This window comes from Rhizobium binxianense, assembly GCF_028994275.1.
Taxonomy (GTDB): domain Bacteria; phylum Pseudomonadota; class Alphaproteobacteria; order Rhizobiales; family Rhizobiaceae; genus Rhizobium; species Rhizobium binxianense.
In genome coordinates this window covers 1,706,183-1,730,781 of the sequence record NZ_CP118713.1, presented here as the reverse complement: position 1 = coordinate 1,730,781, position 24,599 = coordinate 1,706,183, and the positions used below count along the sequence as shown (strand labels likewise).

Genomic DNA, 24,599 nt, shown 5'->3' with positions numbered 1-24,599 from the left:
CTGAGGTCGCACCGCTGAACAGCGGTTACTAAATTCCAGATTTGGAGATCCCCCATGCCGTACCATTTTTTGGAAGTTGCAATCACTCCGAATGTACGGCTTGCACAAGCTGAAATGGCTGCCGACCAGATTTGGTTAGGCGACCACCATCGAGAATCCGACAGCTTCACCGACAGCGAACTGGCTTTCATCTCTGCACGGGACAGCTTCTACATTGCCTCTGTGTCGGAAAGTGGCTGGCCATATGTTCAGCATCGCGGTGGGCGAAAGGGCTTTCTGAAAATAGTCGACAAGAAAACGCTGGCTTTTGCCGACTACAGGGGCAACCGCCAATATATCAGTACCGGAAACTTTGCCGCAAATGACCGGGCCTGTCTCTTTCTGGTGGATTACCCGCGACGAGCCCGCCTCAAGATATATATGCATGTCGAGAAGCTGACACTCGATGCCGACCCGGCACTGACCGACCTTGTTTTCGACGCCGGCTACCGAGCAAAGGCAGAACGGATTTTCCGGCTGCGGCTGGAAGCCTTCGATTGGAACTGCCCTCAACATATCACACCGCGTTACACCGAACACGAGGTCGAGAAAGCAGTAGCACCGTTGCGGGAACGCTTGGCCGAATTGGAGTCGGAGAATGCAGAATTGCGTACTCGGCTCGAGGCCGTGGGAGGAAAATGATGGACGCCACAAGACCCTATTGCCGCCCCTTTCAGGGGCTTCTGCAACAGAAAAGGTTCGGCTTGCCGAGGATGGCTGGTACTTGCAAATGAACGCTGCCACCGCTCCTCAACAGACACACGATTGGATAAAGAAACGGGCTGTTGCGAGACCGACCGCCAGGTCATACGTTCTCTGATGCAACCTCAGAAGGAGCAGCAGATGCAGATCGACCTCGCAGGCAAGACCGCTCTGATTACTGGATCTACCGAAGGCATCGGCTACGCGATCGCCCGCCAGCTCGCGAGGGCTGGCGCGGACGTGGTGATCAACGGACGCTCTGAAGAAAAGACCGCAAAGGCCGCCGACCGCCTGAAAGGCGAAGGTGCCGGGGGCACCGTAGCCGCCGTCGCAGCCGATGTCGCAACCGCTGAAGGGTGTGGTGCTCTCGTCGCCAAGGTTCCTCATGTCGATATCCTGATCAACAATGCGGGCATCTTCCAGCCGCTCGACTTCTTCGAGGCGAACGACGAGGTGTGGGATCGCCATTGGCAGGTAAACGTCATGTCGGCCGTCAGGCTTTCGCGTGCCTACCTTCCGGGCATGCAGAACGTCGACTGGGGTCGGGTCATCTTCATCGCGTCGGAATCCGGCTTTAACATTCCGGTGGAGATGATTCACTACGGCGTCAGCAAGACCGCCGATATCGCGGTTGCCCGCGGGCTCGCCAAGCGCATGGCTGGTACGGGCGTTACCGTGAACTCGGTCCTCCCCGGCCCAACACTGTCCGAAGGCGTCGAGGCGATGCTTGCCGAAGAGCGTAGGAAGACAGGCAAACCGATCGAGGAGGTCGCGGCGGACTTCGTCAAGAAGCATCGTGGCAGTTCGATCATCCAGCGAGCTGCAAGCGTCGAGGAAATCGCCAACCTCGTAACCTATCTGGCGTCGCCTTTGGCATCCGCGACGACCGGGGCTTCCATGCGCGTGGACGGAGGACTGATCGACACGCTCTGAGGTGATCCTCGCCTGCTAGAGCGCCACACCGGTACCGCGGTCGAAGACGTGCACCTGATCACTCGTAATACTTGCCTCGAACACCGCGCCGTAGCGGGCGGGATATTCGCCGTCGACGATGGCGGTCACCTGCTGGCCGGCAAGATCGAAGACCACATGGGTCTGGGCGCCGGTCGGTTCCACCAGCATCGTCCGGCCGGCAAGCGGCGTGCCGCCTGATATGCCGGGAACGAGATGTTCGGGGCGCAGGCCGATGGTGATGGCCTGGCCGGGCTTGACCTTGCGGTCGGGCGCGATGCGGATCGCCGTGCCATCGCTGAGACGAGCAGCAGGCCCACCATTTTCGCCGTCGACCGTGCCTTCGAGCATGTTCATCGCTGGCGATCCGATGAAGGCGGCGACGAAGAGATTGGCCGGTTTCTTGTAGAGTTCGAGCGGCGTGCCCTGCTGCTCCACCCTGCCCTGATTGAGGACGACGATACGATCGGCAAGCGTCATCGCCTCGATCTGGTCATGGGTGACATAGATCGAGGTCGTCCTGACCTTCTGGTGCAGCGTCTTGATTTCCGAGCGCATCTGCACGCGCAGCTTGGCATCGAGGTTGGAGAGCGGCTCGTCGAACAGGAAGACGGCGGGATTGCGCACGACGGCGCGGCCCATGGCGACGCGCTGGCGCTGGCCGCCGGAAAGCTGGGCCGGCTTGCGGTCGAGGAGTTGGGCGAGATCCAGCATGCGCGCCGCTTCGGCAACGCGGAGCTCGATCTGAGGTTTGGCAACGCCGGCGAGCTTCAGATTGAAGCCCATGTTTTCAGCCACGGTCATGTGCGGATAGAGCGCATAGGATTGGAAGACCATGGCGATGTTGCGTTCGCGCGGCGTCATGCTGTTGACGACCTTGCCGCCGATGGCGATCTCGCCATCGGTGATCTCCTCGAGGCCGGCGATCATTCTGAGCAGCGTCGATTTTCCGCAACCGGACGGGCCGACGAGCGCGACGAATTCGCCATCCTCAATATGAAGCGAAATGCCATGGATGACGTCGACGGCGCCATAGGTCTTGCTGATATCGGTGAGTTCAACGGATGCCATGAGTGCACTCCAACGGTTCGGCTCAGGACTTCACGGCGCCGGCGGTCAGACCGGCGATGATGTGTCTCTGGGCGACGAAAAAGACGATGATGGTGGGAAGGATGGTCAGCGTGATGAAGGCCAGCACCAGCTGCCATTCCGTGCCGTATTCGCCGCGATAGACCATGATGCCGAGCGGCCAGGGATATTTCGATTCCGAGTTCAGCATGATCAGCGGCAGGATGTAGCTGTTCCAGCTGCCGACGAAGGAGATGATGCTGACGGTGGCGACGATCGGGCGGGAAAGCGGCAGCGAGATGTGCCAGAAGAAACGGAGATAACCGCAGCCATCGACGAAAGCCGCCTGAAACAATTCTTCCGGAAGGTTGCGGAAATAGTTTCGAAACAGCAGGATGCTCATGCCGAGGCCGAAGGCCACCTGCGGCAGCACCACGCCCCAATAGGTATCGAGCAGGCCGAGATCGCGGATGCGGATGAACAGCGGCAGGATCGCGGTCGCCGCCGGAAACATCAGGCCGAGCAGGAAATAATTGAGCAGGAACGACGATCCGAAGAAACGGACATGGGCAAAGGCGAAAGCCGCCATCGACGAGACGATCAGCGTCAGGAGGACGGTGAGCGACGCGATCACAAGCGAATTGCCGATCTGCAGCCAGTAGCGTTCACCGAAGAGGATGTCGGTATAGTTCGCCCATTGCCACTCCGTCGGCAGGCCGAAGGGATTGGTGCGCAGGTCGCCCAGCGTCTTGAAGCCGCCGAGCGCCGTCGTCAGCAACGGCACGAGCACGATTGCGGCAATCAGGCTCAGCGACACGTAGAGATAGATGCGCGTGGACGTGCTCATGCGGATGGAAGAGCTCATATCAGTCATGGCGCATGAATATCCTTTTGTAACCGAAGGCGAGCGTCACGCAGATGATGAAGAGCACGACGCCGACGGCGCTGCCGAGGCCGACCTGCATGCGCATGACGCCATAGGTATAGAGGAAGGTGACCATCGTCTGGGTGGAGTTGGACGGCCCGCCGCCCGTCAGCGGCATGATCATGTCGAAGAGCTGCAGCGAGCCGACGACGGCAAAGAAGATGGAAAGACGCAAGGTCGAGCCGAGCAGCGGCAGCGTGACGTAACGGAACTTCTGCCAGCCGGTGGCGCCGTCGATTTCGGCGGCCTCCAGCACGCTTTTGTCGACCGATTGCAGGCCGGCGATGAACAGCATCATGTGGAAGCCGAAATATTTCCAGACGATCACGCCAAGCACGGCATAGATCGCCACGTCCTTGTCGGCGAGCACATAAGGGTTGGCGAAGCCGAAGAAGTTGGAAACGGCGGCAAACAGGCCGTAATCGCCATCGTAGACGAAGCGCCAGATCAGGCCGGCGGCAACGTCCGCCAGCACATAGGGCAGGAAGAAAATCAGCCGGTAGCCGACGACACCCGGAATGCGGTGCGCCAGCATGGTCGCCAGCCAGATGGCGAGCGGCACCTGGATGCAGATCGAGATGACGATGATCAGGCCGTTATTGACCAGTGCCTGCGTGAAGGCCGCATTTCGGAACAGAACCTGGAAATTGCGCAGCGCAATGAACTCGGTCGGCGTGCCGTAGCCGTTCCACTTGTAGAGGCTGTACCAGGCCGCCTCGCCCATCGGCATGATGACGAAGAGGGTGAAAAGCAGCAGCGCCGGCGGCAGGAAAAGCAACAGCACAGTCAGCCGGTCATGCGCGACCGAGCTTCTGCTGTTGGCGACTTTTCTTGCCGGCCTTGCGACCGTCGGTATCGATGGGACTGAGATATTGGCCATGGTTCCTGCTTTCGCATCTCGTCGGCAGCAATCCCGGCGCCCGCTTTCAGCAAGAGCGCCGGGAGGGGTCGGCAGGCGCTGGTTATTGTTCCAGCTCGAAAGCGTCCTGGATCATCTGGGCGCCGTCCTTGGACTTCATCTGACCGGAGACGATTTCCACCGACACGTCGTTGACGACGCGGCCGACCGCAGCACCCAGATCCTGGTCGAAATAGTTCTGATGCCAGGTCGAGGCGGCAAGCTGTTTTGCCGATTCGGCAAGCAGCGGGTTGGTGACGCCGTCACCGGCGCCGACGGCAACCGGCAGCAGCATCCCGGCCTTGGCCATCGCCCGCTCGTTGTCTGCACTCGTCAGGAAAGCGAGGAAATCGATCGCTTCCTTGGAGGCCTTCTTGGTGACGGCCCAGCCGTTCAGACCGCCGAGCGTATCGGTCGGCTTACCGGCGCCGCCATCGACCGCCGGGAAGGCGAAACGGCCGATATTGTCGGGTGCGAGGCCCTTGCCGTCACCGGCATTCTTGCGCTGGTTGGCTTCGGTATTTTCAAAGCCGAGGATGATTGCAGCCTTGCCGTCACCGAAAACGCCGAGCGCCTGCGGCCAGGTCGAGCCGAGATAGCCGGGCTGGAACGGTTCGAGCTTTCCGAGTTCGGCGAGGTCGTCGCCGGCCTTGATGATCGCCGGATCGAGGAAACCTTCGCCCTGGCCGGTCTTTGCTGCTTCGAAGACCTTCTGGCCGCCTTCGCGCATGACGAGATAGCTCCAGTAGAAGTGGATCGGCCATTTTTCACCGCCGCCGCCGGCGATCGGCACGATGCCGGCAGCCTTGATCTTCTTCACCGTGGCGAGAAAGTCAGCCCAGTTCTTGATGTCCTCGGCCTTCACACCGGCCTTGGCAAACAGTTCCTTGTTGTAGAAGAAGCTGACCAGGCCGACCTTGTAGGGAATGGCCCAGGTCTTGCCATCGAATGTCAGGCCACTGACCGACGCCGGGCTATAGGCGCTGCGCAACTTGCCGCCATCGGCATCGAGCGCCGGCGTCACATCCTGGAGCGCGCCGGTTTCGGACTGCTGCTTCAGGACGCCGCCGCCCCAGCTGAAGAAGAAATCCGGCACGTCGTCGGACTGCAGCAAGGTCGGCAGCTTGGCCTTGAAGGCCTCGTTTTCCAGAAACTGCATCTGGATGTCGACGTCGGGATGCTGGGCTTCGTATTTCTTGACGATGTCTTCCCAGGCCGCGACATATTTCGGGTCGAGCTCGAGATGCAGCCACTTGACCACCGTCGTCGCCGAGGCGGCACCTGCCCCGGCCAGAAGCATCCCGGCTGCCACGGCCATGGATAGGATATGCCGGCCGCCGAGAGCGGCGCTCTTCTTCATAAAATTCATGATTTTTCCTCCCAGGGGGCTATCCTCACAATTTTTCCCCTATGCGGATTAATTCAACGGAGCTTCGACCCAATGTCAACCCAATGCCGCTATTTTTATCAAACGCGCTTGACAGAGCCGCCGAATTGCCCGCTATTTATTTCGTAACCCGTTAAAAATATTTGGGTTCCGCACCAACGAAACGATCGCCTGGCTAGACCCAATGAAGACCGCAGATCCAGAATTAATGCGCGCGATCAATCGCTTGACCGTGCTCGATACCATCCGGCGCCATGGTCCGATCTCGCGCATCGAGATCAGCGAGCGCACCGAACTCTCCACCACGACCGTTTCCGCCATCACCGCCTCGCTGCTCGACGACGGATTGATCCTGCCGCGTCACGAAGGCGATATCCGCAACGAGGCGGTGCGTGGCAGGCCGCGGGTGATGCTGGAGCTCAATCCTGATGCGGCCCGCGTGGTGGGCGCCAAGATCGCTGCCAACAGGATGGTCTTCGTCGTCACCAATTTCCGCGGCGACGTGCTGTCGAAGCTCGCCCTGCCGATCCGCATCGACCGGCAGCCGATCGGCGTCATCGCCGATCTGGTCGAGGATGGAGTGAGGCGCTGCGTCGTCGATGCCGGGCTGTCATTGGAGGATGTCGACAGTGTCTGCCTCGGCTTTCCCGGCGTTATCGAGCACCGCACCGGCTATATCAGAAGCAGCCCGATCTTTCGCGACACCAATGTCGACTTCGCCGCCGAGATGTCGGCGCGGCTGGCAACGCCGACCATTGTCGAAAGCGACGCCCATGCCATCACGCTCGGCCATCACTGGTTCGGCAAAGCCCGCGATCTCGAGGATATGGTGCTGATTTCGCTGGAACAGACGCTGGGGCTCGGCGTCCTGCACGGCAACAGCCTGTTTCGCGGCGCCGGCGGCCTCAGCCACAATCTCGGCGATCTCGTGCTCGGCATGGGACCGAATGGCGTCGTCCGGCTTTTCAGCCAGGCCGGCGAAAGCGCCATCCTCGGCGAACAGCAGGCCGACGGGCGTTTTGCCGAGGCGATCCGGCTCGGCCGCGGCATGACCCATGCCCAGGCGCTGATCAAGGCCGATGACGATCGGCTGATCGGTGCCGCCATCCGCGCCGGCGAAGCCGTCGGCTTGACCATCGCCAATATCGTCACGCTGTTTGCGCCGCCGCGGGTCATTCTTGTGGGCTCGAGCCTGGCGCTCGGCGAACCCTTTTTGAACAGCCTGCGTGATGCCTATGCGCTCGCGATTCCGCCGTCGTTGCGCGGGGTGAGCGAACTCGTCTTCGACGATTCCAGCGATGATTTCTGGGCCCAAGGTGCGGCTGCGGTGGCGCTATACGAACTCTACGAATCGCCCTGGAGCACGACAGGGCCGGCGCTCTGACGGGCGGCACAATCAAGATTTAATGGAGGAATTCATGGACAAAGTCGGTATCGGCATCATCGGATGCGGCAATATTTCGGGCGCCTATCTCACCGCGATGGCATCCTTCCCCATTCTCGACATCCGCGGCGTCGCCGACCTCAATCGGGAGCTGGCAGAGGCAAAGGCCGCCGAATTCAACGTTCCGGTTAAATCCGTCGAGGAGCTTTTCGCCGACCCCAAGGTCGAAATCATCGTCAATCTGACGATCCCGAAGGCGCATGTCGCAGTGGCGCTGCAGGCGCTCGAAGCCGGCAAACACACCTATTCGGAAAAGCCGCTGGGGATTAATTTCGCGGAAGGGAAAAAATTGGCGGAGGTCGCCAAGGCGAGGAATCTGCGCATCGGCGCTGCCCCCGACACTTTCCTCGGCGGCGGCCACCAGACGGCCCGCGCCTTGATCGACCAGGGCGTCATCGGCCAGCCGGTCGGCGGCACGGCGACCTTCATGTGCCCCGGCCATGAGCGCTGGCATCCGAACCCGGCCTTCTACTACGAAGTCGGCGGTGGGCCGATGCTCGATATGGGCCCCTATTATATCACCGATCTCGTCAATCTTCTCGGACCGGTTTCGCAAGTTGCCGGCTTTGCGACGACGCCGCGATCGGAACGGCTTGTTACCAGCGAGCCGCGTCATGGCGAGCGCATTCCGGTGCATGTGCCGACCCATGTTGCCGGCATGATGGCATTTGCCAACGGCGCGGTCGTCCAGATCGCCATGAGCTTCGATGTCGCCGGCCACAAGCATGTGCCGCTGGAAGTCTACGGAACCGAGGGCACGCTTATTGTGCCCGATCCGAACAAATTCGCCGGCCCGGTGGAATATCTGAAGAAGGGCGGTTCGTTCGAGGACCAGCCGGTGACGGCACCCTATGCCGACGGCAATTATCGCTCGCTCGGCGTCGCCGACATGGCGCATGCGATCCGCTCCAACCGGCCGCACCGCGCCAATGGCGATCTGGCACTGCATGTGCTCGAAGTCATGGAAGCCTTCCACACCGCGGCCGCAACCGGCCGAACGGTCACGATCAGCACGGCAACGGAGCGCCCTGCCCCCTTGTCCGATTCCATCGTCGACGGACGGCTGGCGAAATAAATTTCAGGAGGAAAGACTATGCGTGAAGCACTGATCGTCTGGGGCGGCTGGAGCGGCCACGAGCCGCAGGAATGCGCCGAAATCATCAAGAGCATGCTTGAGGAAGACGGTTTCAAGGTCTATCTCGAACACGGCACCGAGGCGCTTGCCGACCCTTCCGTCCACGATCTCAGCCTCGTCGTGCCGATCATGACGATGTCGAAGATCGAGAAGGAGGAGGTCAAGAACCTCGCCGCCGCGATCGAAAGCGGCGTCGGCATCGCCGGCTATCACGGCGGTGCCGGCGATGCCTTCCGCGATTCCGTCGACTACCAGTTCATCATCGGCGGCCAGTGGGTGGCTCACCCCGGCAACATCATCGACTATACCGTCAATATCACCCGGCCCAATGACCCCCTCGTGGAAGGGATTGCCGATTTCCCCTATACGTCAGAGCAATATTACATGCATGTCGACCCCTCGAACGAGGTTCTGGCAACGACGAAATTCACCGGCGATCATGCCTACTGGATCGACGGCGTCGTCATGCCGGTCGTCTGGAAACGCAAATACGGCAAGGGCCGCGTCTTCTATTCCTCACTCGGCCATCAGGCCAAGGAATTCGAGGTTCCCCAGATGAAAACCATCTTCCGCCGCGGCGCCAACTGGGCGGCGCGGTAGGGTTAGGCTGTTGAGGCGGATGCCAGGGGCCAAGACATGGAGCCCTCTGGCAAGGGTTGCCCCTCATCCGCCTGCCGGCACCGACCGGGGTCGAGCGACGGGTCTCGACCCGTCCTTCGGACCCCCGCTTGCGGGGCGAAGGGGGATGCCGCGACCTCCCCGTTCCTCGCCAACTTTTCGCAGGGCACGTCCCCTCGCCCCGTTTACGGGGAGAGGGTTAGGGTGAGGGGCAGGCGGCAATTTCAGAGCGAGCCGACCCCGCGCTCACCCAATAATCAACGCCGTCCCATAAAGCCCCAGCGCAAACACCGTATGCGCCAGCAGATTGAAGCAGCGGACCTTGTTCGGGGTCGGATGTTTGGAGGCGGCCCAGCCGAGCCCAAGGCCCGGCTGCAGCAGGAACCACCCTGCCCCGACGGTGACGATGCCGAAGATCCAGGCGGGAAAAAATGTCGGGGCCGCCAGCCAGGCCGGCCCCATGATGACGGCAAAGATCAGTCCATAGAGAATGCCGACGGCGTAATGGCTGATCCAGCCGAGCGCCAGCTCATTGGCATAGGGCTCAGCATCGGCAATGCTCTCGTGAAAGACCTTGCCGCGTCGGAGGTGCCAGAACCATCGCCCCACAGGTGCCCAGTTGGGCGCCGCCTGGCCGAACTGGGTGAGCAGGATCGCCCAGAGGTCCATGAGGATGGTTGCGCCGGCGCCGATCACCAGGCCGCGCCACAGAATATCGAACATGGGGAATCACCGGAAAACGTTGCGATTGCAGGACGCTACAAAACCATTGCAAACACGCCGGCGCAATGGCTTCGGCGAATTCACCCGACATATCAGGGAGGAATTTAGAGACTAATCCGCCTGCGGTCCGCCCTCGCCCTCAGTTTCTCCCGCGCCCTTGCCGATATCGCCGCTGATATCCTCGGCAAACTTCCGCATGAGCCGCACGAGTTCATTGAAGTCATGTTCCTCCCAGCTCTCGAAGATGGCGCGGCCCATCCGCTCGCGGGCGACCTCGATGCGATCGGTCATTGCCTTGCCCTTCGGACTGATGACCGCCTCGCGCACGCGGCGGTCGGCAATATTGCCCCGGCGCTCGACCAGATGGAGGCTTTCGAGCTTGGCGACCTGCCGGCTGACGGTGGTGTAGTCACGCCCGGCGCGGTCGGCGAGTTCGACCACCCCGATGGGACCGAGCCGTTCTATCGTGACGAGCAGCGGAAACAGCGCGCGATCAAGCGAAATTCCTGCCTCCCGGACCATCTGCTCATCGGGCTGCGGGCGGTTCATGACGCTGAGGATCTCGATCAAAGCCCCATGCAGTTCGCGCAATTTTTCGCTTATATGTGTGACGCTGGCGATCGAGCTGGCGCGGCGCGGCGTATCCTTTCGCCTGATCGAAAAATTGAACGACCCGTTCCGCGGCTCCCGCGGCAAGGGGATCCAGCCGCGAACGCAGGAGGTTTTTGAAGATCTCGGCATTCTCGACCGGATCGTCGCGCTCGGCGGCGTCTATCCCCGGCAGCGGGAATATCGCGTCGACGGAAGCTTTGCCGAATCCGACGTCGTGCCCCATGAGGAACCGACGGCTGCCGAACCCTATCATCTCGCCCTGATGGCGCCGCAGTTCCTGACCGAAGGCGTGATGCGCGAGCGCCTGCTCGAACTTGGGCATCGGCCCGAATTCGGATGCGAACTCATCGGCTTCGAACAGGATGAGACTGTGGTCACCGCCCGGCTCAAGGGTCCGTACGGCGAAGAAACGACGACGCCTACGCCCTGACGCCAGGCGACTGGGTGCTGGTGCGCCCGGACGGTTATGTCGGCGCTATCGTCGCCTCCGGCGAAGCTTCGGCGCTGGAGGCCTATTTCGCCAATGTCGGCCTCGGTCCGGCGGCAAAGGCGGCAGGTGGCTGACATCCTTGCCGGCTCCCGAAATCCCGATCAGCATCCAGAGCTGCGTGCTTCCGAGGGCGCCGGGTTCAAAGGGCGTCACGCTCGTATCGTGGCGTCCAACCGCGGGCCATCCCGCGGCTCATCATGCTTTCCGCCAACGCGAGTTGCTGGCGGAGATGTTTGCAGTCATCAAGCAGCGAGCGGATCGTCGCCTTGGCATTGTCGTCATGCCAGGCCAGCACGGCTTCGACTTCCCATGCTTGATCGGGCCACGCTTGATCGGGCCAAGCCGGGTCGGGTTGCAGGTTTTTTGCGGGCTGCATCAGTTCAGCGCCAATGGCAATTGAACCGGACGCGGCAAGGGCGGCAGCGGCCGGCTGAGTTCGACCTTTCTCTGCCAGGCGGCACGCCGCTGCTGATCCCGCTCGCGCGCTGCACGAGACGCTTCGACAAGGGCTAGGGCGTTGGCGATCACCTGTTCCGTATGCGTCATGACCATCTCCAATGTTCCTGTTTTGTTCTAATTTAGAACGCCGGCCGGAAATGTCAAGATAGAACGATCAACTGTTCGGGATGGACGGTCAAACCGGAGCTTGCGTCGAACAGAGCGGGGCGTTCAATCCGCAGCTTCGATGACGGCGATGCCGGCTTCCTGTGCGGCTCTGATGAAGGATGCCCGCACCTCATCCGGCTGGAGATCGCCGATAATCGCATCCAGGCATGACTTTACGGCTTCGAAATATTCTTCGCCGTCGTCGACCGGCCAGTCGTGCAGCAGCGTGCGCGCGGCATCCCATACAGAGTTAATGACAGCATAGTGGCCAAGCCCCATTGAGGCCAAGCCAACCGGTCGAAAGTTTGCCGTCTGTCTCACTTTGCTACAGCTTTTCCAGTTTTGGTGGGCTTATGGGGTGCGATGCAATTTTCGTGCCTTTGGCGGGCCACCTTCCCTGCCGGCGTGCGGCTTTGATCTTTGGCTGAGAATGACCATAACAGACGTAGCTCTTCATCCCTCCGGATTCCCAGGCGCTTGAAACCGCGGAGCGCCGGAAGCGGAACAGCCAGGAAAACCCCATGACCAGTCTTTAAACGGCCGATTATGGTAAATATCGGGCTTTCACGCAAATCACACTGATTAAAACGCAACCATTCCTTTCGTATTCTATAGGATTTACAGCAACGCGTAGGATATCCTCAATGCAACGGGCCTAATAAGCACTTCTTAATTGCCCCAAAGGTGGACGGAGCCGCATCCGGATCGTACAATGCCAGTTCTTGCACGTGACGGATTTCTGGGAGGACGCGCGATGCCTATCTTCATGGATCGGCACTTTCTCGAGGGAACGTCGGCAGCCGACGTTGCCCGGGCACATCGCATGGACCTCGACATTCAGGATCGCTACGGCGTCAAGTTTCTCACCTATTGGTTCGATCAGCGGCGCGGGACCGCCTTCTGTCTCGTGGATGCGCCTGACATGGAAACCGCCCAATGCGTGCATCGCGAGGCACACGGCTTCGTCGCCGGCGAGATTGTCGAGGTCGCGTTGTCTGCGGTCGAGGCTTTTCTCGGCCGAATTCATGATCCCGAGCCGGCGCCGGGCCAATCCACCGCCGACGTGGATCCCGGTCACCGGGCAATCCTCTTTACCGACATCGTTGGGTCGACCGAGATGACAGCGCGGCTCGGCGACCGCATCGGAACCGAAATGGTGCGGGCCCATGACGCGATCGTGCGCCGATGCCTCGGCCAGACGTCAGGCCGGGAAGTGAAGCACACCGGCGACGGCATCATGGCCGCCTTTTCCGCAACAGCGGCCGCCGTCAAATGCGCCATGAGGATCCAGCAGGAATTCGAGCATTACAACGGTGGAAACACCGAGCCGATCCATGTCCGCGTCGGGCTGGATTGCGGCGAGCCCGTCGAGGACAGCAACGACCTCTTCGGCTCGACCGTGCAGCTTGCGGCACGTCTCTGCGCGGCAGCCGCCAGCGACCAGATCCTCGTCTCGGAGAATATCTTTCGGGAATATGGCGCCGCCGATCTCTTCGGTCACGCCTCACGCCGACGCCTCAAGGGCTTTTCGAAGCCTATGCTGGTCTTCCGATGCGACTGGATGAATGGCCGCCCTGCCTGAGATGTGTCGAGAGGATCGCCATCTGCGGTTTTTCGCGCTTTTTTGTGGCGAAGAGATCGGCGCGCGGAAGGCAGCCGATATCGAAACCAGAACGCGCCGCACATGATGTGACGGCGCGCTCTCGGCTATCCTATCCTATCAAGCATTGCCAATATTTCGATCGCCCATCAGCTGCTCGAATTTGGGGGCGCCCTCGACCTTTGCCAGCACGCCCGACATCTTCAGAAAGCGCCGGAAATTCTCGCGCGCAGCACTCAGCGGGAAACGGCCATTGGCCGCATCCCGGCACGCCCTCAACAGGGTGTCATATGCCAAACCTCGTTTGTCCTCCGGCCACTCATCCAGAAAATCGAAAATTTCGTCGAGACACGTGATTTCAGCGACGAAATGGTTGCGATGAAGCAAAACCGGATCAAACCGAGTTTCAGTCATAGTATCCTCCCATTTATATTACTTTTTATGCTATAAATTTACTGAAAAAACGTGATAATTTCAAGACAAAATCGGCCAACCCCAGCTCCCGACGCAGTTAAAACTACTTTCCATAACGACGGAATAGCCCAATTCGATTACAATAAAGCGTATCTGATCATCGATGCGGTTCGACACATCACGAATTCAGATTGGTTGATCAATCACAGGAATGTTTCGGATCAAGTGCGCGTGATCAAGCGTGTCGACAGTTGTCGTATCAGGCTTGCGATGGCATGCGGATTTTGACCACGCCAAACTCGTAAGGAGAGGCTTACATGAACCGATTTCTCACATTTGCAGCTGCCGGGGCGCTGCTTGCTGTGGCAGCGATTGCCTCTTCCTGCACATCGCCCGTGAGCCACAACAACGAGGATTTTCAGTATCAACGGAATAGCTCGATCAATCCGGCATGCGCGGGTGGATTCAGACCCGGTAATGCTCGCTCCTGCAGCTACTGAAAGACAAGAGATGATCTAAAGCGGCTGCAGAACCGCGCATTGCGCGGAGCCGGATTCGCGAGAGGCGCGCTGCTGCGATCGATTGGTCGGGAACCGCAAGCCCTGCGCCGCAGTTAAGTCATTGGGTCGCGGATGACTCAACTCGAACAGGAGAACGGTTCCCATGAACAATTTGATCTGGCTTGTCGGCGCTGTCGTTATTGTGCTCGCGATCTTGAGCTTCTTCGGCTTCCGCTGATTGCAGACGCGAACGTCAATATGGCGGTCAACCGCGCCTTCTCCGCTCGGCGATCCGCCGAGTGTAGCTGCAATGCTCTGGTATTTACAAATGTAGCGTCGGGGTCGAATCCTGCTCGACCGCCGCCTCTTCCGCATCCATAGAATGGCGTGTGAACAGCATCAAGAGTGGATGATCACCCCCTCGGTCTTCGTGTACGATCCGGTGTTTCGACCTTTCAGGGCAGATCGCAGGGGAAATCGATGGATCGCCTTGTTGGCGCAGATGAAGCGGCTCAATCGGAGAAACGAGCTTCGAAAGCGGAGCAACCGGCTGGTCTGGCGCGGGATCTTACGGCGATCAAGCTCGGCGACTGCCTGCTGGGTTATAAGGCCGTTCAGCGCCGCGCGCGGGGTGGCCGTTGGAACCATTTCCACGGTCGGATGCGCGAGATCGAAAGACTGATCAGGCATCGTCACGGAGCGATCGTGCCCGAGGCCGATGACGCATTGATCTATGTCGAGGTGATCGCCGGCCTCGCGTTTGTCGAGTTCCGGCAAGAGTTTGCCGAGGTGGTTCTCGGCTGGTCGGGGCGATGGCTCCCATGGGCCGGCAAAGCCTGCATAGAGGAAGTCATCTACGAGCGGACGAAGGTGCGTTTTTCTCCCTTGTCCGCCGACGCGCTCGGTCACGCCCTGCATTTGAGCTACGCTGAGCGGTGCGCCCTCGATATCCGCACGATCGGTGCCTTCGATGTGCCGAAACGGAAAAGAGCAAAGCTCCAAAAGGAAAAGCGGCGGCAGCGGGACCGAAGCCGGAAAGAAGAGCAACGCCGCGCCGCAGGCGGGATTTCCAGAGCCGACTATCTCGCCAACTCCTTCAGCCAGGTGCGCCCATGGGAGGCATTCGGCATCAGCCGCCGGACTTGGGAACGCCGCGGCAAACCGATGCCGGAGGCCGAGACGACAGCCGAGTGCGGTTCGATTTCGCTTGCCGCCTAAGACGCGCGTCGCGACCTTTCTGATTCGCTCCTTAGCCGGGCGATCCGAACCAGGCGTTCATCGACTCGCGGAGACCATCCTGCGTCCCATCGCCTACCCACGCCACATAGCCATCGGGCCGGATCAAGACTGCAGCGGGCGCCGGGACCGCACCGATCGCCGGCAGCTCCCATGGCCCGCCATAGCCGGCGTGCACCAACCGAATACGGTCTGACCACGGCGTGATTTCGAGGCTGCCGGGCGCGCCGAGATCGAGGAGCACTGGCCGCGCATTCTTGAGCAGCGTATAGACACGTAAGCGGCCATCGGGCGTCGCCAGCTCAAGGTCGGGCATGCGGCGGCCGAGCAGCGGATGCCCCTCGCCGAGGTCGTAATGGATGGCCAGTCCGGACATTTCGGCGGCGATCTTTTTGCGCGGCTCTTCCATGGCGAGCAACTCCAATACGATGTCTCGCAAGGCTTCGGTGCGATCGTCGGTGCGCTGCAACGCGACCTGCGCCATCGTCGTGTGCAACATACGGGCGGCCACCGGATGGCGCTCGGCATGATAGGTGTCGAGCAAGCTTTCCGGCGATATTCCTTTCACCACCTGGGCCAGCTTCCAACCGAGATTCACCGCATCCTGCACACCGGTATTGAGGCCCTGTCCGCCCACCGGAGAATGGACATGCGCGGCATCGCCGGCGAGGAGTACCCTCCCCTTGCGGTAGGTTGCCGCCTGGCGCGACATGTCGGTGAACCTCGAAATCCACTTCAGGCTGTGGATTCCGTAATCCGTTCCGCATGCATCGATCAGCGCTTGCCTGAGACCGCCAAGTGTCGGTTCGCCTGTGCCGCCGGCAGTCTTTTCCGTCACCATGACGTTGATCGGACCTTCGCTGGCAAAGACCACCTTGCCGTCGCGAATTTCGTATTCCTCGCGGCCGAAGGCATGCATGCCGAGGGCGGTGCGATGGACGCCGAGCGGCGGCTCCGCCTCCATCTCGGCCTCGGCGAGAATGTTGCTGGTCGTCGCATCCCATCCCGGAAACGCAATGCCCGCAATCTTGCGAACCAGGCTGCGACCGCCATCGCAGCCGACGAGATAGCTTGCCCTGAGCTCTGAACCGTCGGAGAGCTCGACGGTGAGACCTGTCCCGTCCTCAGCAAAACCCGTCAGTTCCCGGCCGCGATAGATCGGCACCGGCAGCTCGCCGACCCAACCGGCCAGGATGCGCTCGATATGTTTCTGCCGCAGCGCCAGCCCGTAATTGTGCCGGGTCGGGAAGTCGCTGATATCAAGCCGTGTGACCGCAAATCCCGTGACCTGGGCGATCTGCCCTTCCTTGAGGAACCGATCGACGATGCCGCGCTGGTCGAGTACCTCGAGCGTGCGCGAACTCAGGCCGCCGGCCCGCGAACCGACGATTTCCTGGTTCTCGCGACGTTCGACGATGGCGACATCGATGCCCGCCAAAGCCAATTCACCCGCCAGCATCAGCCCGGTCGGCCCGCCTCCGGATATCGCGACCGCATGTTCTCTCATCCAAACACTCCTCTGTTCAGACTGTCCGAGCGCAATATCTCAGCGTCCCAGGCAGACCTGCCCGATGGCACCTGGGACGACAATTCAATAGGTCCAGACCCAGGCACCGATTTCGGTGTCGCAGGTTGTTCGCCCTATAAATATAGCTCTCTACTGGTTGGAAGGACTTGCGACAGGATTTCTGCCTTGCTTTCCAAAGCGATATCAGTTGCAGCTTGCTGATCTTCTGCAATCGCGCACAGGCTTTTCAGCACGACCTGACCAGGTGCACGCCGGGTACGGCAGGCGCCTTCCCCGGTCATGCTTTGTTCTCGAAGGGCGACCTGTCGATTCCCCGGTACGACCTATCTCACTGGGGAGCCGTGGCTTTTTCCGGAATCGTCTCGGCAGCCGGTCGCTCAGACGGATCGCCGGGATGGCCGTAGATTGTGTACAGGGCGCCCGCGAGAATGCCCAGGGCGAGAAGCGCCAGTACGTACAACATCATTCCGCGGATAGCCGTCTTCGGTGTCTTGTCCATCGGGATCTCCAGGATTGCAAAACGGTCAGATTCAAAGCGAGCGCTCTGGGTTCCGACGCGGGGGCTTTCAACGCGAGTTGCCATTCACGGAACGATCAGGTCGCGATCTTGTTTACCCAACATCCATGTCGTTCGCGGAGGCCACTATGTTGGCAATCCTGACAGGTGCCGCCCTTATCATCGGCGGACTTCTCTTTCTCTTCTCTTCGGCGCTTGGTCGAAAGCCGAGCAATCCGCATCAATTGCCCCAGGGCGGCACCACGCTGGAACCACGACGCCAAGGCCTCAGGTTCCTCGGCCTATCGAAAAACTGGCCAGCCCTCGCGATTATCGTGGCCGGTGCGCTTCTGCTAGCTGTTGGTGGATATTCATGAGAAAAGACAGCCCTTGGCAGCCTTAGCTTCCTCAACAGCAAAAACCCGGTTTTCACCGGGTTTTTGTTTGGCACTACCAGCTCTGGCGACCGCTCCAGTCATCGATATCGCGTTTAACACGGTCCTTTTCGATGCCGTACCGCTCCTGGATCTTACCTTCCAGTTGGTCGCGCTTGCCGGCGATTTGGTCGAGATCATCGTCGGTGAGTTTGCCCCACTGCTCCTTGATCTTGCCCTTCGCCTGCTTCCAATTTCCTTCGATACGATTCCAGTCCATGATCGATTTCTCCTGTTTGTGGATGAGAAGAAAACGGACCGCAAGGGAAGTTGGTTCCTCAGTTTCAGCGGATTTCCGCGAAACTCAATTCCTGCGGCAGACGCAAGGCGCTACCCATGTCAAATATCTACGCCCCACGAAGAAAATCGTAAATAATTCGTTAATAACTATTAGATGTACAAAATATTTATTCGTGTATGAAACAAATATTCCTCCGTTCTTGTGCTATACTGCGCCACGAGGAGAGGAACAATGGCACTCGATGTATTCGTAGACCTCTACAATTTAGGTGGCCTGGACGCACTTAACGTTTCTTTGCGAAGCCTGTCAGATGACGAAAGGCTTGGCGCTTTACTCTCACTTGAGAAGATAGGGTACGAAGTGATCTGGAATGCCCAGAGAAAGCCGGCTTCTGCATATGTGTGGAGCGGGCCGAACGAGAACTAGTTGCTAGATGGGACAAAGACCCATCACGACAATGGGGTGAGACCTCACGACCTTGTCTCCCTCCATGCGCTTAAAAGGGAGATGTTCCATCCTCCCATCGATCCGAAGGAAGCGAAGGCGATCGTGATCCGATCCCAGATAGCCGACGCACAGACCGTGTTGAGCGACGAAGACGTTGCCCTCTGCCAGAGAGTGTTTGACCACATCAGCTCGGTGCGACAAATCAAAACAGATACCGAGCGCGAAGATCTGGCTCGGCGGGTTATCCATGCGTACCAGCAGGGGGTGAAGGCTGAGGCCGCATTAATGCGACTGCTGATCTGAGATCGCGGCAACTATCTCGAAGACTAGAAATGGTGAGAGCGTCGGGGTTCGAACCCGAGACCTACTGATTAAAAGTCAGTTGCTCTACCGGCTGAGCTACGCTCTCCCTCTCCGCGGGTGTGACCACCCCGGCCGGAAGTGGGCGGAACATAGGCAGGCGACCCATTGCGGTCAACCGAAAAATTCGGCTTTTTTCGGCGATCGGCACATTTCTTGCCGAGCTTGAGGCATATTGCCTGCCTGCGCAAAAAGGTGATTGGCAATGATGGGTCTGCAAAGCTAGGAACATCACGCAGATTGCAGCCGGAGAGAATGCGTGTCGATTGCCGATATTTCCCTGTGGAGCGCGTTGATAGCAGGGGCGCTTTCCTTTCTTTCGCCCTGCGTGCTTCCCCTCGTCCCGCCCTATCTCTGCTATATGGCTGGCATTTCAGTCGAGCAGTTCCGCGGCGGCGGCGCGGTGGCGGTCTCGCCCGATATCAGGCGCGGCGTGCTGTTCTCGGCGCTGCTCTTCACGCTCGGCTTTGCCACCGTCTTCGTCGCGCTCGGCGCCGGCGCCTCCAGCATCGGCATGGCGCTTCGCCAGCATCTCGATCTGCTCTCCAAGCTCGGCGGGCTGATCATCATTGTCATGGGGCTGAATTTCCTCGGCCTCTTCCGAATCGGGCTGCTTGCCCGCGAGGCGCGCTTCCAGGGCGGCGGCAGGCCGGCGACGCTGACGGGCGCTTACATCATGGGCCTTGCCTTCGCCTTCGGCTGGACGCCCTGCATCGGCCCGGTGCTCGGCGCGATTCTCGGCGTTGCCGCCTCGCGCGAGACGGTCGGCTCCGGCGCCGGGCTGCTCGCCGTCTATTCGCTCGGCCTGGCCATTCCCTTCTGGATCGCCGCCGGCTTTTCCGGCGCTTTCATGCGCTTCCTGTCGCGCTTCCGCCGCCATCTCGGCACGGTGGAGAAAGTGATGGGCGTTTTCCTCATCCTCACCGGCCTCGCCTTCCTGTTCGGCTGGGTCAGCGATGTGGCGATCTGGTTCCAGCAGACCTTTCCGATTCTGATGCAAATCGGTTAGAGCTTTTACCCGCCGATCGTTCCCGTCCACTGGAAGACCTCTTGGCCGATATCATCAGCCTGCTGCTGCCGTTCTTCGGCCTGATCCTGATCGGTTTCATCGCCGGCAAGGCGACGAAGCAGCCGGCCGAGGCGCTTGGCTGGCTGAACACCTTCATCATCTATGCCGCCCTGCCCGCCTTGTTCTTCAAGCTCGTCTCGCGCACACCGATCGAACAGCTGACGCGGGTCGATTTCATCGTCACCGATATCGCAGCGACCTATGCGATTTTCATCCTGCTCTTCGCCATCGGCCGCTTCCTGCGCGGCAATTCGCTTGCCGATTGCACCATCCAGGCCTTTGCCGGCGCCTATGGCAATATCGGCTATATGGGACCGGGCCTGGCGCTCTTGGCGCTCGGCGAAGGTGCTGCCGTGCCGGTGGCGCTGATCATCTGCTTCGAGAACGCGCTGCATTTCATCGTCGCACCGGCGCTGATGGCGGCGGCCGGCGACGACAAGCGTTCGGCCGGGCGGCTTGCCGCCGATATCGCCCGGAAGGTCGCCCTGCATCCCTTCATCCTGTCGACGGCTGCAGGCTTTGCGGTCGCCGCCCTGCACATTGATCAGCCGCTGGCGTTTCAGCGCCTCGTCGATTATCTCGCCCAGGCCGCCGCCCCGTGCGCGCTCTTTGCCATGGGCGTGACGCTGGCGCTCAGGCCGCTGAAACGGGTTCCAGCTGAGATCGGCTATATCGTGCCGGCGAAGTTGATCCTGCATCCGATCGCGGTTTTCCTGGCGCTGACCGTTGTCGGCGGTTTCGAGCCGGTGTGGATTTATGCGGCCGTGCTGCTCGCCTGCCTGCCGACGGCGACCAATGTCTTCGTCATCGGCCAGCAATATGGCGTCTGGCAGGAGCGCGCCTCGGCGACGATCCTGATCACGACGGTGCTCTCGGTGGCAAGCGTTTCGCTCTGGCTGATCGCGATCCGCTCAGGCCTTCTTCCGCTTCAGCTTTTCCCGTAGCGCATCGGGAATATCGCGGAAACCGCGGCCGGGCTCGATGCCCTCGCGCATGACGATGTTGCGCAGCGGCGGTATCGCCGAGAGAATATGCAGGCCGGCAGCCCGCATCATCTGGACGGGCAGGAAATCCGAGAGCAGCGAACGGTTGAGAAGATCGACACTGGCCGTGCGCGTCATGATATCGGCGCGGCGCCGGCGCTCGAAGCTGTCGCCGGCATCGGCCGGCACCGGCAATTCGGCCCTGTCGCAGAGGATATCGGCAAGCGCCATGATATCGCGCAGGCTGAGGTTCAGCCCCTGCGCCCCGATCGGCGGGAAGACATGGGCGGCCTCGCCGATCAACGCGATGCGTCCCTTACCGAAACGATGCGCCATCATGCCCGACAGCGGCCAGACCTGGACGCCCTCCTCCACATCAACCTTGCCAAGCATGGACTGCATCTGCGCCTCGACGAGCAGCCCAAGTTCGGGCAGCGGCAATTCCATGCGGGCAGCCGCCTCGGTAGGATCCTGCACCCAGACGAGGCTGGAACGACCGCCCGGCAGCGGCACCTGGGTAAAGGGGCCGTGTTTGGTGTGGAACTCGGTCGAGATATTCTGGTGCGGCAGCGAATGGGCGAAATTCAGCACCATGGCCGATTGCGGATAGGACCACTTGCGGGTGTCGATGCCAGCCGTTTCGCGCAATTTCGAGCCACGGCCATCGGCGCCGACGGCAAAATCGGCCGTCAGCGTCTCGCCGCCGGCAAGCGTGATCGAAACGGCTTCGGTGGTAACGCCGATCGATTCGGCTAGGTCGGTGAAGCGGGTGATATTGCCCTCGCCGGCCGCGGCCGCCTCGAGGATCTCGGTCAAAACCTTGTTGGGAAAATTATAGCCGAAGGCATCGAGGCCAACCTCGGCGGCGCGAAACGTGGTCGTCGGCGCGCGCAGCAGCCGGTCGGTGCCGTCGATGATGCGCATGCTGGTTAGAGGCGCGGCTGACGGGCGCAGCCTTTCCCAGAGCGTCAGGCGATCGAGGAAGCGGATCGACTGATCCATCAGCGCCGTGGTGCGCCGGTCTTCCTTCGAAGAAGGTGCCACCAGCGCCACGCCGCGACCGCCGCGGGCGAGCGCGATTGCGGCGATCATGCCGGCGAGACCGCCACCGATCACCGCCACTTCGAATCTCTTCATGCTATCATTCCGCCATCGTAAAAGGGCGGACCGTCCGCTTATGCGGCCGGCTTCGCCTGACGGCGCCAACTATAGCCCTTGCCGGCTTCGGCGTCACGCACCGCCGGCTGATAATGATGGGGAATGGCGGGAAGACGGTTTTCGGAAAGCCGCTTCAGCGCCGTGGCGTTGGTGACGGAAAAGCTGTCGATGCCGACGCGCAGCATCAGCGGCACCTGATCGATCAGCACATCGCCGACGGCGCGCAGCTCGTTGGTGTAGCCGAGGCGCTGACGCAGCAGCGAGGCGTGGCTGAAGGCGCGGCCGTCGTTGAAAGCCGGAAAGGCGACGGCGACGATTTCGAGGCGATAGAGATAGGGCTCCAGCCGGCGCACATCGTCGGCCGGCTTGATCAGCACGCCGAGGCCGACATCGTTGCTTTCGTCGGCCTTGGCGATCAGCTCGTCGAGACCGAGCAGCGGCTTCTGCTCCTCAGTCGCCTTGACCTCGTCGGTTTCGATCACCCAGGGATCGTTTTCGACAAAACCGGTTTCTCTCCAGATCTTCGTCATCATCCCCTCCTTATGCCGCTTCAGCGGCCGAGCCGTAGAGCGCAGTTTTGAACGGCTGTGGTCCGACACGGCGATAGGCGGCGAGGAAGTTCTCGGAATGATCGAGGCGCAGGCCGAGATAGGTGTCGACGATCGTCTCGATCGCGTCGGTCACCCGGTCCGGCTCGAAGCCGCGGCCGATGATTTCGCCGATCGAGGTATGTTCGTCGCCGGAGCCGCCGAGCGTGATCTGGTAGAGTTCGGCGCCCTTCTTCTCGACACCGAGCAGGCCGATATGGCCGACATGGTGATGGCCGCAGGCATTGATGCAGCCGGAGATCTTGATCTTCAGCTCGCCGATCTCGGCCTGGCGTTCGGCATTGCCGAAGCGGCGGGAGATTTCCTGCGCCAGCGGAATGGAGCGCGCATTGGCGAGCGCACAGTAGTCCAGCCCAGGACAGGCAATGATATCGGTGATCAGGCCGGCATTGGCTTCGGCGAGATTGATGGCGACGAGGCCGCGATAGACGGCTTCGAGATCGGCAAGCGCCACATGCGGCAGGATGAGGTTCTGCTCATGGCTGACGCGGATTTCGTCGAAGGCATATTCCTCGGCGAGATCGGCGATCGCATCCATCTGCGCATCCGAGGCATCGCCCGGAATGCCGCCGATCGGCTTCAGCGAGATCGTCACCATGCCGTAATCGGGGTTCTTGTGCGGCTGCACGTTCTGCTGGACCCACCGGGAGAAACCGGAATCGGCCTTCTTCCAGCGGGCAAGGTTTTCCCAACCTTCGGCGCGTTCGGGCAGATCAGGCGGCGCGAAATAGGCAGCGATCGACTGGACGTCCTTTTCCGGCAGCTTGAGCTCGGTATCCTTCAGCGCGGCGAATTCGGCTTCCACCTGGCGCGTCAGCTCCTCGGTGCCGGTTTCGTGCACGAGGATCTTGATGCGGGCCTTGTATTTGTTGTCGCGGCGGCCGTGCAGATTGTACACGCGCACGATAGCCGTGGTGTAGGAGAGCAGGTCTTCCTCGGGCAGGAAGTCGCGGATCAGCTTGGCGATCATCGGCGTACGTCCCTGGCCGCCGCCGACATAGACGGCAAAGCCGATCTCGCCCTTGTCGTTCGTCTTCACGTGCAGGCCGATATCATGGACCTGGATTGCGGCGCGGTCGCGCTCGGCACCGGTGACGGCGATCTTGAACTTGCGCGGCAGGAAGGAGAATTCCGGGTGGACCGACGACCACTGGCGCAGGATTTCGGCGTAAGGACGCGGATCGGCGATCTCATCGGCGGCGGCACCGGCGAAGTGATCGGCGGTAACGTTTCTGATGCAGTTGCCCGAGGTCTGCAGCGCATGCATCTCGACGCTGGCAAGATCAGCGAGCGCATCGGGAATGTCGGATAGCTTCGGCCAGTTGAACTGCAGGTTCTGGCGCGTGGTGAAGTGGCCATAACCGCGGTCATAGGTGCGGGCGATATGGGCGAGCATGCGCAGCTGGCGCGAGCTCAGCGTGCCATAGGGAATGGCGATGCGCAGCATGTAGGCGTGGAGCTGCAGGTAGACGCCGTTCATCAGGCGCAGCGGCTTGAACGCGTCCTCGGCGAGCTCGCCGGAAAGGCGGCGCTCGACCTGATCGCGAAACTGCTCGACGCGCTCGGTAACAAAGGCATGGTCAAATTCGTCGTAACGGTACATCGTCTTCCTCAGACTGCAATGAATTCGGGATCGGCAGGAGCGTAGCCCGGGGCATATTCCATGGTCGGGCCTTGCGCGCGGATGCGCTCGCGAAGGCGAAGCGGCCAGAGAATGCCGTTGGTTTCCTGAACGTCGACGACGGCGACGTCAACGACCTCGTTGTCGGCATAGGATTTCTTGCCGATTGCCTCCAGCGCCGCAACGGCCTCGGCATGACGGGCAACGAGCGCCTCCTGCAGCGAGGTGGACCACTTCCCGTTCGCATCCAGCCAGACGGCAATACCGTCCGTCAGCCGGTTGGCGGTCAGAACCTTGTCACCCATA

At 60.8% G+C, this 24,599-nt stretch carries 30 protein-coding genes, 1 tRNA gene and 1 pseudogene; 14 read left to right on the top strand and 18 right to left on the bottom strand.

All coding sequences use genetic code 11. The features are described 5' to 3' along the window. Positions 1-54 precede the first annotated feature (54 nt). Both PO860_RS08665 and PO860_RS08660 read left to right on the top strand, forming a co-directional pair. Positions 55-681: a pyridoxamine 5'-phosphate oxidase family protein gene (locus tag PO860_RS08665; protein ID WP_273885011.1), complete on the top strand. Its 627-nt coding sequence runs from the start codon at positions 55-57 to the stop codon at positions 679-681. Between the two features lie 201 nt (positions 682-882). Then, a complete protein-coding gene (locus PO860_RS08660; RefSeq protein ID WP_272782621.1) occupies positions 883-1,674 on the top strand; it encodes an SDR family NAD(P)-dependent oxidoreductase in 792 nt (263 codons plus the stop codon). 15 nt (positions 1,675-1,689) lie between these two features. Here PO860_RS08660 and PO860_RS08655 read toward each other — a convergent pair whose 3' ends face one another. The 4 genes from PO860_RS08655 to PO860_RS08640 form a co-directional block, all read right to left on the bottom strand. Continuing rightward, the gene (locus PO860_RS08655) at positions 1,690-2,763 is read right to left on the bottom strand and encodes an ABC transporter ATP-binding protein (protein WP_272782622.1); all 1,074 of its coding nucleotides are present in this window, start codon (positions 2,761-2,763) and stop codon (positions 1,690-1,692) included. Positions 2,764-2,785: 22 nt separating this feature from the next. Then, positions 2,786-3,634, bottom strand: a complete 849-nt coding sequence (locus PO860_RS08650) for a carbohydrate ABC transporter permease (protein WP_018445420.1) — start codon at positions 3,632-3,634, stop codon at positions 2,786-2,788. Further along, positions 3,627-4,565 (bottom strand): carbohydrate ABC transporter permease, encoded by a 939-nt coding sequence (locus PO860_RS08645; protein WP_272782623.1) that lies wholly within the window; start codon positions 4,563-4,565, stop codon positions 3,627-3,629. The genes PO860_RS08650 and PO860_RS08645 overlap by 8 nt, the downstream gene beginning before the upstream one ends. A gap of 82 nt (positions 4,566-4,647) precedes the next feature. Continuing rightward, complete coding sequence (locus tag PO860_RS08640) at positions 4,648-5,952, bottom strand: ABC transporter substrate-binding protein (RefSeq protein WP_273885012.1); 1,305 nt, start codon at positions 5,950-5,952, stop codon at positions 4,648-4,650. A gap of 202 nt (positions 5,953-6,154) precedes the next feature. Here PO860_RS08640 and PO860_RS08635 point away from each other — a divergent pair, with 202 nt between their 5' ends. The 3 genes from PO860_RS08635 to PO860_RS08625 are packed head-to-tail and all read left to right on the top strand — an operon-like array spanning position 6,155 to position 9,149. After that, entirely contained in the window at positions 6,155-7,354 is a 1,200-nt protein-coding gene (locus tag PO860_RS08635) for an ROK family transcriptional regulator (protein ID WP_183607409.1), read from the top strand. Between the two features lie 34 nt (positions 7,355-7,388). Continuing rightward, positions 7,389-8,489 (top strand): Gfo/Idh/MocA family protein, encoded by a 1,101-nt coding sequence (locus PO860_RS08630; protein WP_273885013.1) that lies wholly within the window; start codon positions 7,389-7,391, stop codon positions 8,487-8,489. An 18-nt stretch (positions 8,490-8,507) separates the two neighbouring features. Next, positions 8,508-9,149, top strand: a complete 642-nt coding sequence (locus PO860_RS08625; RefSeq protein WP_273885014.1) for a ThuA domain-containing protein — start codon at positions 8,508-8,510, stop codon at positions 9,147-9,149. 264 nt (positions 9,150-9,413) lie between these two features. Here the strand turns inward: PO860_RS08625 and PO860_RS08620 are convergent, their stop codons facing one another. After that, positions 9,414-9,890 carry a DUF2938 domain-containing protein gene (locus PO860_RS08620; protein WP_273885015.1) on the bottom strand — a complete coding sequence of 159 codons (477 nt, stop codon included), beginning with the start codon at positions 9,888-9,890 and terminating at the stop codon, positions 9,414-9,416. 111 nt (positions 9,891-10,001) lie between these two features. Next, positions 10,002-10,511 carry a MarR family winged helix-turn-helix transcriptional regulator gene (locus PO860_RS08615; protein ID WP_489676585.1) on the bottom strand — a complete coding sequence of 170 codons (510 nt, stop codon included), beginning with the start codon at positions 10,509-10,511 and terminating at the stop codon, positions 10,002-10,004. Here PO860_RS08615 and PO860_RS08610 point away from each other — a divergent pair. Both PO860_RS08610 and PO860_RS22345 read left to right on the top strand, forming a co-directional pair. Beyond that, positions 10,438-10,914, top strand: a pseudogene (locus PO860_RS08610) (FAD-dependent monooxygenase); the annotation flags it as partial. The gene PO860_RS08615 and the pseudogene PO860_RS08610 sit on opposite strands and share 74 nt — an antisense overlap. A gap of 32 nt (positions 10,915-10,946) precedes the next feature. Further along, positions 10,947-11,066 carry a hypothetical protein gene (locus PO860_RS22345; protein WP_489676584.1) on the top strand — a complete coding sequence of 40 codons (120 nt, stop codon included), beginning with the start codon at positions 10,947-10,949 and terminating at the stop codon, positions 11,064-11,066. 65 nt (positions 11,067-11,131) lie between these two features. Here the strand turns inward: PO860_RS22345 and PO860_RS08605 are convergent, their stop codons facing one another. The 3 genes from PO860_RS08605 to PO860_RS08595 form a co-directional block, all read right to left on the bottom strand. Beyond that, positions 11,132-11,368 (bottom strand): hypothetical protein, encoded by a 237-nt coding sequence (locus PO860_RS08605; RefSeq protein ID WP_273885017.1) that lies wholly within the window; start codon positions 11,366-11,368, stop codon positions 11,132-11,134. Next, entirely contained in the window at positions 11,368-11,538 is a 171-nt protein-coding gene (locus PO860_RS08600; RefSeq protein WP_162039352.1) for a hypothetical protein, read from the bottom strand. The genes PO860_RS08605 and PO860_RS08600 overlap by 1 nt, the downstream gene beginning before the upstream one ends. 123 nt (positions 11,539-11,661) lie before the next feature. Next, positions 11,662-11,919: a DUF982 domain-containing protein gene (locus PO860_RS08595; RefSeq protein WP_097618796.1), complete on the bottom strand. Its 258-nt coding sequence runs from the start codon at positions 11,917-11,919 to the stop codon at positions 11,662-11,664. Between the two features lie 433 nt (positions 11,920-12,352). Here PO860_RS08595 and PO860_RS08590 point away from each other — a divergent pair, with 433 nt between their 5' ends. After that, a complete protein-coding gene (locus PO860_RS08590) occupies positions 12,353-13,180 on the top strand; it encodes a nickel-binding protein (RefSeq protein ID WP_275038246.1) in 828 nt (275 codons plus the stop codon). Between the two features lie 138 nt (positions 13,181-13,318). On the opposite strand, the gene PO860_RS08585 is transcribed toward PO860_RS08590, so the two are convergent. Next, complete coding sequence (locus PO860_RS08585) at positions 13,319-13,612, bottom strand: DUF982 domain-containing protein (RefSeq protein ID WP_183607416.1); 294 nt, start codon at positions 13,610-13,612, stop codon at positions 13,319-13,321. Between the two features lie 980 nt (positions 13,613-14,592). On the opposite strand from PO860_RS08585, the gene PO860_RS08575 reads away from it, so the two are divergent. Then, entirely contained in the window at positions 14,593-15,330 is a 738-nt protein-coding gene (locus PO860_RS08575; RefSeq protein ID WP_275038245.1) for a hypothetical protein, read from the top strand. 31 nt (positions 15,331-15,361) lie between these two features. Here the strand turns inward: PO860_RS08575 and PO860_RS08570 are convergent, their stop codons facing one another. Together PO860_RS08570 and PO860_RS08565 are read right to left on the bottom strand one after the other, a co-directional pair. After that, complete coding sequence (locus PO860_RS08570; RefSeq protein WP_275038244.1) at positions 15,362-16,855, bottom strand: FAD-dependent monooxygenase; 1,494 nt, start codon at positions 16,853-16,855, stop codon at positions 15,362-15,364. Between the two features lie 349 nt (positions 16,856-17,204). Continuing rightward, complete coding sequence (locus PO860_RS08565; RefSeq protein ID WP_272782630.1) at positions 17,205-17,375, bottom strand: hypothetical protein; 171 nt, start codon at positions 17,373-17,375, stop codon at positions 17,205-17,207. A gap of 146 nt (positions 17,376-17,521) precedes the next feature. Between PO860_RS08565 and PO860_RS08560 the strand changes: the two genes are divergently transcribed. Next, positions 17,522-17,749, top strand: coding sequence for a hypothetical protein (locus PO860_RS08560; RefSeq protein ID WP_272782631.1), 228 nt, complete (start codon positions 17,522-17,524; stop codon positions 17,747-17,749). 73 nt (positions 17,750-17,822) lie between these two features. On the opposite strand, the gene PO860_RS08555 is transcribed toward PO860_RS08560, so the two are convergent. Next, positions 17,823-18,026, bottom strand: coding sequence for a CsbD family protein (locus tag PO860_RS08555; RefSeq protein ID WP_272782632.1), 204 nt, complete (start codon positions 18,024-18,026; stop codon positions 17,823-17,825). 252 nt (positions 18,027-18,278) lie between these two features. On the opposite strand from PO860_RS08555, the gene PO860_RS08550 reads away from it, so the two are divergent. Both PO860_RS08550 and PO860_RS08545 read left to right on the top strand, forming a co-directional pair. Further along, entirely contained in the window at positions 18,279-18,473 is a 195-nt protein-coding gene (locus PO860_RS08550; RefSeq protein WP_275038243.1) for a hypothetical protein, read from the top strand. An 81-nt stretch (positions 18,474-18,554) separates the two neighbouring features. Then, on the top strand, positions 18,555-18,797 hold the full coding sequence (locus PO860_RS08545; protein ID WP_275038242.1) for a hypothetical protein: 243 nt from the start codon (positions 18,555-18,557) through the stop codon (positions 18,795-18,797). A gap of 30 nt (positions 18,798-18,827) precedes the next feature. Here the strand turns inward: PO860_RS08545 and PO860_RS08540 are convergent. After that, positions 18,828-18,903, bottom strand: a tRNA-Lys gene (locus PO860_RS08540). Positions 18,904-19,113: 210 nt separating this feature from the next. On the opposite strand from PO860_RS08540, the gene PO860_RS08535 reads away from it, so the two are divergent. Next, positions 19,114-19,863 (top strand): cytochrome c biogenesis CcdA family protein, encoded by a 750-nt coding sequence (locus PO860_RS08535; RefSeq protein ID WP_273882658.1) that lies wholly within the window; start codon positions 19,114-19,116, stop codon positions 19,861-19,863. Positions 19,864-19,904: 41 nt separating this feature from the next. Further along, on the top strand, positions 19,905-20,867 hold the full coding sequence (locus PO860_RS08530) for an AEC family transporter (protein ID WP_183607426.1): 963 nt from the start codon (positions 19,905-19,907) through the stop codon (positions 20,865-20,867). On the opposite strand, the gene PO860_RS08525 is transcribed toward PO860_RS08530, so the two are convergent. From PO860_RS08525 to PO860_RS08510, 4 genes are read right to left on the bottom strand one after another with little or no spacing between them, the layout of a single operon-like run. Continuing rightward, a complete protein-coding gene (locus PO860_RS08525; RefSeq protein ID WP_273885025.1) occupies positions 20,835-22,043 on the bottom strand; it encodes a UbiH/UbiF family hydroxylase in 1,209 nt (402 codons plus the stop codon). The two genes, PO860_RS08530 and PO860_RS08525, sit on opposite strands and share 33 nt — an antisense overlap. A gap of 38 nt (positions 22,044-22,081) precedes the next feature. Continuing rightward, a complete protein-coding gene (locus tag PO860_RS08520) occupies positions 22,082-22,594 on the bottom strand; it encodes a DUF934 domain-containing protein (RefSeq protein ID WP_011651873.1) in 513 nt (170 codons plus the stop codon). 10 nt (positions 22,595-22,604) lie between these two features. After that, complete coding sequence (locus PO860_RS08515; protein WP_130710212.1) at positions 22,605-24,275, bottom strand: nitrite/sulfite reductase; 1,671 nt, start codon at positions 24,273-24,275, stop codon at positions 22,605-22,607. 8 nt (positions 24,276-24,283) lie between these two features. Then, positions 24,284-24,598, bottom strand: coding sequence for a DUF2849 domain-containing protein (locus PO860_RS08510; protein WP_011651871.1), 315 nt, complete (start codon positions 24,596-24,598; stop codon positions 24,284-24,286). Position 24,599: the final 1 nt, after the last annotated feature.